We start from the raw sequence: 13,769 nt of genomic DNA, 5'->3' as shown, positions 1-13,769 counted from the left end.
TTCTAAACAAATATAACATTATGAGACAAGCCACACGCGCACAATGGATCAAATGCGCCATTGCTATCCTACTTTATCTCGCCTTCCTGCTTTGGGTACGGAGTTGGTGGGGATTAATTGTTGTTCCTTTTATTTTCGATATTTATATTACCAAGAAAATACCCTGGTCTTTTTGGAAAAGGTCGAAGAATCCGGCGGTACGCAATATCATGAGCTGGGTAGACGCTATCGTTTTCGCATTGGTTGCCGTCTACTTCGTCAATATCTATATCTTCCAGAACTACCAGATTCCCTCTTCTTCTTTGGAGAAGTCATTGCTGGTAGGCGACTTCCTGTATGTGAGCAAGATGAGCTACGGGCCACGTGTACCGAACACTCCGCTTTCCATGCCGCTGGCACAACATACACTACCGCTCGTCAACACCAAATCGTATATCGAGTGGCCGCAATGGAAATACAAGCGGGTACCGGGATTCGGCAAGGTAAAACTGAATGACATTGTTGTGTTCAACTTCCCGGCAGGCGATACGGTAGCAGTGAATTATCAGCAGACAACTGACTTCTATACACTGGCTTACGGCGAAGGACAACGCATCTACCCGAAACAGGTTGAGATGGACAGCTTGACCCGCGCACAGCAACGTGCCATATATGATTTGTATTATGCCGCCGGACGGCAACAGATTTTGAATAATCCGCGCAGCTACGGAGAAGTCCTCTGGCGTCCGGTAGACCGTCGTGAGAACTACGTAAAACGTTGTGTAGGCCTTCCCGGTGATACGCTTCAGATCGTAGACGGCCAAGTGATGATTGACGGCAAAGCCATCAAGAACCCCGAAAACCTGCAATTTAATTATTTCGTACAGACAACGGGACCGTATATCACAGACGATATGTTCCGCGAACTGGGCATCAGCAAAGCCGACCAAATGCTGATAGAAGACTCCGGTTGGGAAATGGGACTGTTGGAAATGGGACTCGACAGCCGGAACGCACAAGGCAAACTGAACCCTGTCTATCATCTTCCTCTGACCAAAAAAATGTACGAAACCCTCTCCGGCAATAAAAAACTTATCAGCAAAATCGTAATGGAACCGGAAGACTACGCAGGACAGATGTATCCGCTGAATCTCTATACGAAGTGGAACCGCAACAACTACGGTCCTATCTGGATTCCTGCCAAAGGAGCCACCATCACACTGACAGAGGATAATCTTCCTATCTACGAACGTTGCATCGTAGCTTACGAAGGCAACAAACTGGAAATCAAGCCGGACGGCATCTACATCAACGGTGAAAAGACCGACCAATATACCTTTAAGATGGATTATTACTGGATGATGGGTGACAACCGCCACAACTCTGCCGACTCCCGTTACTGGGGTTTCGTTCCCGAAGACCACGTAGTAGGCAAGCCTATTGTTGTATGGCTATCGCTTGACAAAGACCGCGGATGGTTTGACGGTAAGATTCGTTGGAACCGCCTGTTCAAGTGGGTAGACTGATAAGTGCGTACTGGCATAACAGAGTGATAAGGTGATAAGAATTGATGAACATTCGTAAATTCAAATGGATACTAGCATTTGCCGGAGTAGCAGTCGTTGTGCTTCTGCTCCGGGGATTTGCTTTTACGTCCTGCCTTATCCCGTCCACCGGCATGGAGAACTCCATTTTCCAAGGCGAACGCATTTTGGTCAACAAATGGAGCTACGGGCTGCGGCTTCCTCTGATGTCGGTATTCTCCTACCACCGTTGGGGTGAACGTCCCGTACGGCGACAGGACATCCTTCTTTTCAACAATCCTGCCGATATCCGGCAACCGGTTATCGACCGGCGGAAAATCTATATCAGCCGTTGTATCGGCGTTCCGGGTGATACCTTATTCGTAGATTCTTTATTCTCTGCCGTTTCCCCCGAAACGAAGTTCAACCCGGACAAAAAGAGACTTTATGCTTATCCCGTCTCCAAAGAGAGCCTGATTACCTCACTTATGCACACGCTCTCCATTACCGACAACGGATTAATGGGAAGCAATGACAGTACCCACGTACGTAGTTTCAGCCGATATGAATACTACCTGTTGGAACAAGCCATGTACGGGCAAAACTGGCTACAACCTTTATCCCCGAAACAAGACATTGAACGGAAACCTCTGATTGTCCCCGGCAAGGGAAAATATATCCGGGTATATCCCTGGAACATTACCTTGTTGAGGAATACTCTCGTAATGCATGAGGGCAGACAGGCGGAAATTAAAAACGATACCCTATATGTGGACGGAAAACCCACACAACACTGTTATTTCACCAAAGATTACTATTGGATGGGGGCAAACAATACTATCAACCTGTCCGACTCGCGCCTTTTCGGATTTGTACCGCAAGACCATATCATCGGAAAAGCCTCTCTCATCTGGTTCTCCAAAGAGAAAGAGACAGGCTTATTTGACGGATACCGATGGAACCGTTTCTTCCGGACGGTGAAATAAAAACTCCCAAACGTATAAAATGAAAGATATGAAAACAGCTTATTTATCTTCGGCTTACCTCGCTCCCGTCGAGTACTACACCAAATTACTGGCTTACGACAAGATATTTGTAGAGCAACATGATCACTATATCAAGCAGACCTACCGCAACCGTTGTACGATTGCCGGTCCCGGCGGAGAATTAGCCCTTTCCATTCCGACCGTAAAGCCCGATACGCTGAAATGTCCGATGAAGGACATCCGTATCTCCGACCACGGAAACTGGAGACACCTACATTGGAACGCTATTGAATCCGCTTACAACAGTACTCCTTTCTTTGAATACTACAAAGATGATTTCCGCCCTTTCTACGAGAAGAAATATGAGTTTTTGGCCGATTTCAACGAGGAACTTTGTCGATTAGTCTGCGAACTGACAGATATTCATCCTAATATGGAACGTACTTCCGAGTATAAGATGGAGTTCACTTCCGAAGAAGCCGATTTCCGGGAGATTATCCATCCTAAAAAGGATTTCCGGACAGCGGATACGGAGTTTGTACCGCAGCCTTATTATCAGGTCTTCGAGTCCAAACTGGGCTTCCTTCCCAATTTGAGTATTATCGATTTGTTGTTTAATATGGGACCGGAAAGCGTTCTGATATTAAATAAGAGAGAAGATAATCAATTATAATTATATTCGCTGTATTGTACTATAATTATCATCATTACGTATAGTACAATACAGCGAACTATCATTTAATAAAACTCAAAAGCACGAAGTGCCTATTTGAGTTCCAACTGCAATATTTCTTCCAAACTTGGATTCTGGCTTATAATAACCCCTTGCGGATCGATAACAAATAAAGTCGGCACACTCGTAACCTTATAAGCTGCGGCAATCTCATTCGTACGGAACGGCTTCAAGTCACAAGTATTCGCCCAAACAATCCCGTCTTCACGGGTAGCCTTTTCCCATTGTTCCCGTTTCTCGTCCAGACTGATGCTACACACGATAATCCCTTTCTTTTGTAATTCAGGATATACCTCTTTCAGCTCTTTCATCTTTGCCCGGCAAGGACGACACCAGGAAGCCCAGAAATCAAGCAACAGGTATTTCCCTTTAAAGTCACTAAGTTTCACCGTGTTACCATCCATATCTTTCGTGATAAAATCGGGAGCTTTCTTATTTTGAATCCATTTATCCGCCGCTTCCTGATATTTCTTCTTAAAAGACCGCCAGGAATATGAATAAGCGTACTTGACTGTATCTACAAGTTCATAGACTTCCTTCAGAGTAGTATAATCATTCGTCAATAGTTCACCTGCCGTAAGCATGGCAACAAAGCTCTTCGGATATTTCTTGATAAATGAAAGTTTTGCTTCCTGACTCCTTCCCCAGTTAAGACTCATTTGCTTCTGCAGCTTATCCGCCTCATCGTCCTTTTTCTGCTCTTTGAGTTTACTATAACGGTTTGCAAGAGTCTCAGTCTGTTTCTCTATTGGACTTGTCACGGCTAGAAGCTCATTCATCAACAACTGTTCCTTACCGTCTGGTGTCGTAACAACAAAATTACGGCCTTCATTAATATCCACCTGATAATGACCGCCGGGTTCTACACAGACATAAGCATCAAAACCATACGGGCGCGCCATTAACCGATATTGATCCGCATGAGAAATGTTTCCCTTGAAAGAAAACGAAGTCCCGTCCACTTGTAAAGAATCCAATTTGGTAAATCGGTCTTTCACACAAGTTAGAAAAACTTTGCCTTTATACGGTTTAGAAAGCCTCACTGAGATTTCGAATGGCTTGCTATCCATATATTCACTTACTTTCCGACGCAATTCTTCACCACGTAATTGTCTCGCAAGAATTTTCCCGTCAGGTCCGATCAGAATAATAAAAGGAATTCCATTATAATTATAAAGTTTGCCTGTCGTCATAGACGGGTCCCACAACTGCAAATATTCCAGTTGTTCTTCCTCAATAGCTTTCCGCCATTTGCTCTCATCCTTGTCGATAGACACACCCAGCACCTGCAACCCCTTATTTTTATACTCAGAACAGATCTTCTTCACATTCGGAATCTCCTTCCGGCAAGGTCCGCACCAAGATGCCCAGAAATCAATCAGCACATATTGGCCTCTCAATGAAGACAGTTTCACAAGATTCCCCTGAGCATCTTTCAGTTCAAAATCCGGTGCGACAGAGCCGACTTCACTTCCTTTCATCAAACGCAATCTTTCCTGCAGCTCCTTTGCATAATAATTGCGTTGTATAAAATCCACATCAAATTTCTGCAACACATTCTCGATGGCAGCCTCCGTCTCCATCGGAACAGAAGAATACACTATCAAAAACAGCGCATCGCTCTTTTTATTGGACGGTATCATATCCAAGAACGACTGAGACAACTTTCCATACAACGTCTGCAAAGAATCTGAAAGATTTTTCAATTTAGCCAGATTCTCTTCGGTTTTCGATACTGTATTATATGCATTGAAAGCTTCATTGTAAAGTGCACCGACCTCCGATACCTTATCTTGATAAGGATTACTCTGGTACAAAGCATCATATTCATCCATAGCTGCCGAATTCTTCACCGAAACTCTCTTTAGATTCTTATCTTTAATCTCCGCTTTTACTTCCAAGGCATCATTATCGATAAAGAAATAAAAATAAGGTATATTCATGGCAGGTCCCAGCTTCCCCAGCGAAGGAACATAGAGATAATACACACGTCCGTCCCCCTTCACGACATCTGCCCGCATCGAGAACTTATTGCCTTTTCCCTTTACACGCACCACCTCGTTCCTGTCAGCATTCAACAGAACTACTTCCGCTCCGTTCAAACCTTCAATCTCTCCGGAAAGCTTCACCGGAGATGTCTGGGCATACAAAGCCCAGACAAATAAATTCAAAAATGCAATAATTATAAATCTTTTCATTGTTTACGGTCATTAGGAATTATATTCGAATTTAATGAGAGCACCTGCGGCGGAATAGGAAATACATAAAGCTTTGAATCAGGCTCCAATTTATAATCCACTTCATTGAGTGTACGAATCAAAGTTTTAGTATAGAGCCCTTCCTTAGCCAAACGTTTCATATCCAACCAGCGCAGGCCGCTCAAAGCCAGTTCCCGACGTCGTTCGGCCAAAACGATAGAAAGCAAGTCCGGTCCGTCAGCTTTTGTAAGCGGTGTATAGTCCTCTGTCTTGAAACGCATGATACGCAGATTATTTAAAATATCTAATGCTTTCGTATCATTCTTACGAGCTAACGCCTCCGCTTCAATCAACATCATTTCAGGAACAGTAAAACTATAATCCAACTCTTGAAGATAACGGTAGCGACCGTCTTCCCAGATGTCCCCTCTACGGTCACGGTTCGTAAACCAGAACTTAAAACGCAAATCCGCTGCTCCATACATAGCTTGCAGATCATCGCTAATACAATAACTGGTAAGCATACTATTGAAACCTGTTTCCTGAAACCATATTTTTTCAGGTGATTCGCGATAATTAAGAGGTTTATTGATTATTCCGACAAAAGGCATCTCTTCACTCATGAAGCTCCAGGTACGCATATCGTTCAATGCACTGTTTTTGCCCAAAGCAAGTTTCGCTTGTTCTGCCGCCTTATCATACTCACACATATAAAAGTAAATGCGAGCTTTCAAAGCATACACCGCCGCTTTATTCGGACGATATCCGTTAGCAGCATCTTCGGGCAGGAATGTTTCGGCATTTTTCAGGTCATCCCATATCGCATTTGTTACCTGTTCAACCGTAGATCGACTATATTTTGCCTCCAAATCCGGAACCTGGGCTAAAGGTACACTCAAATCCGTTGATGCAGTACCAGCCTGATATGCAGGAGCATACAAACTCTGTAAATACCAATTATAATAAGCACGCCAGCATTTCGCCTCTGCCAATATAGCCGCCTTTTCTTCCGGCGTTCCTTCTGTGGAGTCCATCACATATTGAACGACTACGTTCATCTTATACATCTGCTCATAAGGTGTATTCCATGACGGATCCTTTTCATTTTCCTTATAGAAATCTTCCATCCAGTAATAAGCTTTTCCGGCAGACGAATTCCCATTCAAGTTTGAGTTGAAAACATCATCCGAACAGACATTTGCCATTGGATAGGCAACACTGGAAGCTGTCACATCAATAATCATGCTTTTAAAATCATCCATTGTCGTAGGAATTACCTTACCTTTAGGAACAGTATCGATAAAATCATCACATGCAGCCAATAATACCATAGCCACAACAACTATCATCAATTCTATTTTCTTCATATTTCTATTGATATATTTTGTTAGAAATCAACTTTAATACCTGCCGTGAACGAGAATGGCTGACTGAACGACATCGCTCCTGTCTTGGGATTTACCGCTTCCGGATCATACCCTTCCTTATTCTTGGCCCACAACCAGATATTATTAAATTGTGCTGTCAATGATAAACGACGAAGCGGCGTACGTTTCAGCCAATTCTGCGGAAATTCATAATTCAACAATATCTCACGCAAACGAATCATGTTTCCATTACGAATACTATTGGAAGAATACATCACTGCATAAGAACGATATTGTGTATTTGCCCAATTGGCTTCCATGGTTGGCAGGCAAGCAATATCAGTCTTGTTCTCATCTCCCGGTTCTCTCCAGCGATCTGCAATTTTATCGGTAAGAGAAGGAGAAGTAGCATAAGCATCCATACTCGGATATTCGGCACGGAAAACATGACCGAAATTATAGGTAAATAAGAAGCTGGCTTGCAGGTTCTTGTACTGAAATGAAGTAGAGAAACTTCCGTTATATTTAGGTTGATAAGTACCACTGTATTCCAGGTCATCCGCATCTAATGTAGCAATATCATATGTCTTATTACCATCCTTGTCATAAACCATCGGCTCCCCATTACTATCCAGTCCGGCCCAGCGATAACTCCAAATAGCTTCACGCGCGTATCCCTCTACAAATTCCGTCAAACCAGTGACACGATTCAAGTGAGGACTGCTTTCATTAATGTTATTATTGGTAATCTTGTTGGAGTTATGAGCAAAAATCCAGTTGACATTCCAATTGAAATTACGCAGTTTGAGAACATCAACTCCCAACTGGAGTTCAAATCCTTTGTTTGTCATATCAGCAGCATTAATTCTTGCGCTGGCATAACCCGTGGTCGGGTCAAGCAATGTACTTCCCAACAAATCATAACAAGAATTATTATAGTAAGTAAATGTTGCATTGATCCGGTCAAACAAGCCCAAATCCAACGATACATTTGTTGAACGATTTCGCTCCCAACGAAGTTTGGGATTGGGTGGCGTGCTCAAACGTACTACATAATCCCCGACAGCCGGTATGTATGTTCTTCTACCTACCATCACCGGAGTTGTACCACCTGAACGGTCAAAATTACCAGTCAACCCCCAAGAAGCACGCAACATCAAAGCAGAAATAAAATCGACATCAAAGAACTTCTCATTTTTCACATTCCAGTTGGCTCCCAATGCCCATATAGGGTTACGGCGATATTTATCACTCACACCAAATAAATTCGACTTATCAATACGCATGCTACCACTCAATGTATAGCGGTTATCATATGTATATACTGCTGACAAGAAATATGAGATTTCTTTATTCAGCACATCACTGAAGCCATCGTAACTGGTAGAGTAATATCTATTTTTATCCCCGTTCCACCATGTCACACCATCCTGCAATGAAACAGCGTCAATAGGTTGCCATGACAGAATCTGGTCATCATACCCAAGTTTACGGTATTTCTCCATATAATAATGCCTGCTACGCATTTCAAAACCTGCAACAGCATTTACATAGTGCTGTTTATCCGCTCCGAAACTACGGTTCAAAGTAGCTCCGAATTTCAGGATCCAAGCATCTGTCGTTGCTTGCTGGTGATCAAGTATATCACTGTTAGGAATGTTATAAGTCAGTGTGTTTGTACTATTCGGAACTGCCATCGAGTTAATCAATGTACGGCCATCATAACTTTTCTTTGAGATAATGTTCTTGTGTGTACTCAACGATTTCTCATATTGATAATCGGCTGAAACGCTTAATCCGCTAATGATCTTGAAATCAGCTCCGACACGTACTTTATAATTCACTCCGTTTGTTTTATCATTCGCCATATCAACCTCATCCAACAAATTCTTTCCCTGATCGTAATAACCATACTGGGAAACCATCGTTTTAGAATATTCGTGGTTAAAGCTACTGTAATCAGCAATACGGTTATTATTTTCATCCAGCAACATCTGGAAAGGATACAAATTATAAATATCACTTGACAAAGAAGAATACCCGTTATCATTCTTCACAAAATTAGCGATTATATCCGAGCGCAGAGTCAGAAAAGGCAATATCTTATAAGATGTCCTTGAGTTGATATTAATAGACTGATTACTATCACCGATATAAGATGAATGCCCACCAATAAAACTACCTGACAAGAAGTAATTAACCTTATCGGTACCACCGGAGATAGAGAGCATATGATGTTGTTGCAAAGCACTGCGCAAGAGATTATCTTCAATCTGTTTACGATTATAATTGGTTGCCAATTTGCCCAGACGGCTGTCCATCGCAGCAAGTTGCTGTGCCGTCAAATCGTTCATATCATCCAGCGTATAGTCATTAATGATTTCCTGAGATAGAGAATATCCACTTTTACTATAACCAAAATAACCGGGGAAATAATAACCTCCTAAGAATGCCGTGCGGTCAAAATCTATTAATTGTTCAGAGTTTACCCGATGCAAATCATCGAAATCGGGTTGTGCGCTTACCTTTACATTGCCCGAATATGAAATGCGGAAATCATTAGCTTTCCCCTTTTTAGTTGTAATCACTACTACTCCGTTGGCTGCACGGGACCCCCAAATGGCTGCTGCCGCCGCATCTTTCAGTACTGTGATACTTTCTACCATATCCATATTTTCGGGAAGCTCTTCCACTTCAAAATCATCTACGATAAAAAGCGGTTTATTGCCCGAATTAAGAGATGCACCACCACGTATCCGATACTCATTATTATATACTGTCAAGCCCGGAACAGCACCTTCCAATATTCCCTGCAAAGAATTACTACTTCGTAACTCGATATCCTTACTATTGATAGTATTTACAGCTCCTGTCACATTATATTTTTTCATCACCTGATAGCCTGTCACCACCACATCATCCAACGAAATACTGTTATTGGAAAGACTGACGTTCATTTTGGAACTGGAACCGGGCATCTTCTGTTTTGTCCCATATCCGATATATGAGAAAATAAGTACATCATTCTCTCCAATCTTTATTGAATAGTTTCCATCAATATCCGTAATAGTAGCAATGTTCTTGTCTTTCACGCGTACATTACATCCTATTAAAGGTTGTCCGTCATTCGCATCCGTCACCTTACCCGTGACCAAATGATATTTGTCATCTTTTTGAGCTCCGGTAGCCTGACGGCGAATCTGTATCATCTTACCGTTAATCTCATACGTCAGCGGTTGCCCTTTCAATATCACATTCAAAAGTTCGGTAACCGTCCGGTTCTGAAACTTGACAACGACTCTTTTGGTCAAGTCCACATCCTGCACGTTGAACCAGATTGAATATCCCATACGAACTTTGACCTGTTCCAAGGCTTCTTTGACACTCAGGGTTTGCGTATCGGCATTTCCCGAATTTGACTGTGCGGAAATAGTAGTCGTCCCCACCGAAAATAGCAGGAAGAACAACAGTAACACTCCATGGAGACACCTGCATGGGAAATAAATGTTATTTAGGCAAAAAAAGCTCTTTCTTAATAAACTATTTACTTTATATTCCATATTTTTGTAATCTTCTTAATGTATTAATATCCAATTTACATTCTGAATCCGAACCGGTAGTGTTGGCGCATTATCGGTTCATCTTTTTAACATCGGCTCTCTCTTCATTTATCCATAGGCTATTATTTAATTGATATTCTTATTGATTATTATTTTATTATCTCTTATCTCGTAATAGATATCTCCGGAAGATGTGATTACATCCAGAATCTCGTATACACTTTCTTCATTACGGAAATCTCCGTAGTAGATATCCGCCGCAATCTCTTTATCAGCAATTTGAATAGTGACATTGTACGCCCGGCTCAAATCTTTCACAATCTGCGACAATGGTTCTTCATCGAAAAACAAAGTGTTGCGGAAAGTCTGGTTAGGAATCTGCATCTGGGGCAACAGTTTATCCGCCTTGGGTTCAACGGCAGCCAGAACCTCCTTTCTGGTTTCCGTCCACGAAACGTAATTCGCAGCCTTTACCTGACGAACATGAATATCGGAACTTCCCTTCACGATGACCGCCTGCTCATTAGGAACGATAACCTTCCCCCCACTTTTGGTATCATTCACAGCCACACTCAGGCTTCCCTCCAGTAAAGTGATTCGTTTTCTTTCATCCATCGAATAGGCTTTCATATTGAACTGTGTACCCAATACTCGTATGCGAGCCTCTCCCGCATATACTTCAAAAGGTATTTCCTTATTCTTCGTAACGTCGAAAAAGCCTTCTCCGTCCAGATAAATAACACGATTGATTTTCCCGAAATCTCCGGTATAAGTCAACTTTGAACCAGAGTTCAGCCATACAGATGTTCCGTCGGGCAACACTATTTTAGATTTAGAGCCTGCAGGCACTGTGACCTGCATACCGCCTGTGGCAGTATCCGCATCACTCAAAAACATATGAATACCCATCCCGACCAGCAGAGCAACAACAGCCACCGAGGCATATCTCAAGACAGGCAGCCAAAAGCCGCTAACCCTTCTTTGCTGTATCCGCCTTCTCAGCCGTTTCCAGGAACGCATATTATCTTTCTCAAACAACCGTTTGTCCAACGCAATCGATTGAGCCTTAAGTAATACACAATAATCATTGTATAACTTCTTGTTGTCCTCAGAGGAATTATACCAGTTCAAAAGCTCATCCGCTTCCTTTTCTGTCAGATTGTTACTTAATTGACGAACAATCATTTCTTCAAGATTATCAATAGGCATAAATAGTATCTTTTTATCTAATGACGATAAAAGACTCATTAAAGGGTAGTCAAAAAGGAACTTTTTTTTAATTTATTTTGAGAAAAGTGAAAAGTAGATGCTCAGAATGAGCAGAAGATAAGGTTCCAGTTCTTTACGGAGAGTCGATAAGGCATTCTTTATGTGATACTTAACAGTATTTATAGATACACCCAGCTCTTCTGATATTTCAGCATAACTTTTACTCTCGTATCGGCTCAGATAGAAAACTTTTTGGCATTCTTCAGGAAGCAAGGCTATTTTTTCACTTATCATCACCTCCAATTCTTCCATAACATATCGTTCGAAAATATCCTCCTCGCGCACAAAACAACGGGAAGCAACAGATTCCAAATCCAGAAACAACTCATTTTTCTGCGTACGCAGATAATCTATACTATGATTACGAACAGCCTTCATCAGATAAGCCCTCAATGAAGATACGGGCAAAACTTCATTACGCTTTTCCCAAAGTGTAAAGAATACATCTTCTGCTACTGCCTCACTTATCTGTACATCTTGCACATATTGATAAGAAACAGCACACAAAAGGCTATAATATTCATTAAAAATGATACTAAAAGCTTTTTCGTTTCCCTTTTTCAGTTCTTCTTGCCATTTTTGCATCATAATGCAAAGAAAGTGATTTTTTTCATTTGCTGTGACATCAAATACAAAAAATCACCTTATCATCTGACAAAGAAGTAAAAAAGGCACTATCAAGTAGAAGTCCCAATATGCGGGAACCAGAACCGTATTCAAGCCCATACGTTGCAATTTCGGAAAAATACGTTCGATATCCTCAACAGAGGAAGGCGAAGAGTTACCCAATTCTCCACCAATAACTAGAAACGGTTTGCCATCTACAACAAGTTGCGTGGCACTTCCCCGCTTCTGCGAAAAGGGAGTTTCTGCTGTGCCTGAAGAGGTAAAATAAAAGGTATAGAATCCAAAAGATTGCGTTTTTCATAACAGTTCGTTTTTATCTGATTATCCGCAGACAAAGTTACGACAATAAAAAGAAGGAGCACAAAAGATTGAACTCCTTTTCTATCGGGCAGGTCACAGATATTTTACTTCCCGTTACATTCGGCTTTAATCATAATATCATTTTCCGTTTTATCATCTTTTTCTTCATTAGTTTCTGCTTCCAATCGGCTCAGCAGGTATAATACATTCTCAAGATGTATATAGTTAGCCCGACTCATTTTCCTAAATTGCCAACTATTTTTGGTTGTATCTATTACGCAATTAATCAAACTACCTACCGCATCGGCACCTTGCTGACGATTAGCATTAGAAAAGGAGATAGAAAATCCATATAATTTAGAAAGCATAATAATAAACTCAGTACAAAACCTCTAAGATTAACCTATAACTATAATATATGTTCAAAGGGTTCACCAGTTTCACCTTTAGATGAACAACTATGAATCAGCCACTTATGGGTGAAACGGGACATCAAATATAAAGTATTCGTTCTTCACTCCCTTCACATCTCAAAATTTGCCTTACAACGTTTATTGCCCATATAGCCCCAATGTGTTGGGCATATAGTTCCAACGTCTTGGATATATAGCTCCTGCGCCTTGGGCATATATGCCCAACAACTCAGATATTAACACCCTAGGGATAGAGTATTAATACCTGATAGTTCAAATGTTAATACTTAACGGAATATTTGCTATGAGCATATTTCATTTTGCTATAAGCATATTCGTTTTTGCTTATAGCATATTTATTTTAGCTCATAGCATATTTGAAAAAAGCAAGGTGAATGGAGTGAAGAACGAATACTTTATATTAGATGTCCCGTTTCACCCATAAGTCACTGATTCCTAATTATCCATCTAAGGGTGAAAGCTGTGAATATCCGTTTTTATACTTTTAGAATAGATCCACATAGGCTATTATATTTTGAGACTTTGAGCTCGTGAAACATTTATTCCAACTCCTCTTCCCCTGAAAGAGATACGTCCGGAAGAATTCGGGCTGGGGTTCATCCGTAAAAGACTACAAATATTCTTGTCCGGTATTCAGGAATATTATTTTTTTCGTATTTTTGTCTCATAGAACATTACGTTCTTTATAGATTCGATTTATATATGTACTCATATTCGTACGTAAAAGAATAGACCTTTGTTAATTTTATCATTTATGTTAAGTTATAGAATTTCATTTTTAATACTATCGTGT

Annotated in this window: 8 protein-coding genes and 2 pseudogenes; 3 read left to right on the top strand and 7 right to left on the bottom strand. The window is 41.3% G+C overall.

Going from position 1 to position 13,769, the window contains the following annotated elements:
* The first annotated feature begins 20 nt into the window (after positions 1 to 20).
* The 3 genes from lepB (RDN93_RS02880) to RDN93_RS02870 are packed head-to-tail and all read left to right on the top strand — an operon-like array spanning position 21 to position 3,161.
* Positions 21 to 1,505: a signal peptidase I gene (gene lepB, locus RDN93_RS02880; protein WP_308744153.1), complete on the top strand. Its 1,485-nt coding sequence runs from the start codon at positions 21 to 23 to the stop codon at positions 1,503 to 1,505.
* A 44-nt stretch (positions 1,506 to 1,549) separates the two neighbouring features.
* Positions 1,550 to 2,488: a signal peptidase I gene (gene lepB / locus RDN93_RS02875; protein WP_308744148.1), complete on the top strand. Its 939-nt coding sequence runs from the start codon at positions 1,550 to 1,552 to the stop codon at positions 2,486 to 2,488.
* A gap of 19 nt (positions 2,489 to 2,507) precedes the next feature.
* Positions 2,508 to 3,161 (top strand): WbqC family protein, encoded by a 654-nt coding sequence (locus tag RDN93_RS02870; RefSeq protein ID WP_308744146.1) that lies wholly within the window; start codon positions 2,508 to 2,510, stop codon positions 3,159 to 3,161.
* Positions 3,162 to 3,253: 92 nt separating this feature from the next.
* On the opposite strand, the gene RDN93_RS02865 is transcribed toward RDN93_RS02870, so the two are convergent.
* The 7 genes and pseudogenes from RDN93_RS02865 to RDN93_RS02840 form a co-directional block, all read right to left on the bottom strand.
* Positions 3,254 to 5,419, bottom strand: coding sequence for a redoxin domain-containing protein (locus RDN93_RS02865; protein ID WP_308744145.1), 2,166 nt, complete (start codon positions 5,417 to 5,419; stop codon positions 3,254 to 3,256).
* Positions 5,416 to 6,786 carry a RagB/SusD family nutrient uptake outer membrane protein gene (locus RDN93_RS02860; RefSeq protein WP_308744144.1) on the bottom strand — a complete coding sequence of 457 codons (1,371 nt, stop codon included), beginning with the start codon at positions 6,784 to 6,786 and terminating at the stop codon, positions 5,416 to 5,418. The genes RDN93_RS02865 and RDN93_RS02860 overlap by 4 nt, the downstream gene beginning before the upstream one ends.
* Before the next feature lie 20 nt (positions 6,787 to 6,806).
* Positions 6,807 to 10,262 (bottom strand): SusC/RagA family TonB-linked outer membrane protein, encoded by a 3,456-nt coding sequence (locus tag RDN93_RS02855; RefSeq protein ID WP_308744143.1) that lies wholly within the window; start codon positions 10,260 to 10,262, stop codon positions 6,807 to 6,809.
* 210 nt (positions 10,263 to 10,472) lie between these two features.
* A complete protein-coding gene (locus RDN93_RS02850; RefSeq protein WP_308744142.1) occupies positions 10,473 to 11,555 on the bottom strand; it encodes a FecR domain-containing protein in 1,083 nt (360 codons plus the stop codon).
* A gap of 72 nt (positions 11,556 to 11,627) precedes the next feature.
* Positions 11,628 to 12,203: an RNA polymerase sigma-70 factor gene (locus RDN93_RS02845; RefSeq protein WP_308744141.1), complete on the bottom strand. Its 576-nt coding sequence runs from the start codon at positions 12,201 to 12,203 to the stop codon at positions 11,628 to 11,630.
* A gap of 99 nt (positions 12,204 to 12,302) precedes the next feature.
* Positions 12,303 to 12,543, bottom strand: a pseudogene (locus RDN93_RS22055) (hypothetical protein); the annotation flags it as partial.
* A 103-nt stretch (positions 12,544 to 12,646) separates the two neighbouring features.
* Positions 12,647 to 12,874 (bottom strand): annotated as a pseudogene (locus RDN93_RS02840) (hypothetical protein); the annotation flags it as partial.
* Between the last annotated feature and the right edge of the window lie 895 nt (positions 12,875 to 13,769).

It is taken from the genome of uncultured Bacteroides sp., assembly GCF_902491285.1.
GTDB lineage: Bacteria > Bacteroidota > Bacteroidia > Bacteroidales > Bacteroidaceae > Bacteroides.
Note: the sequence above shows the minus strand (reverse complement) of the source record. Positions and strands in the feature narration are given on the sequence as shown.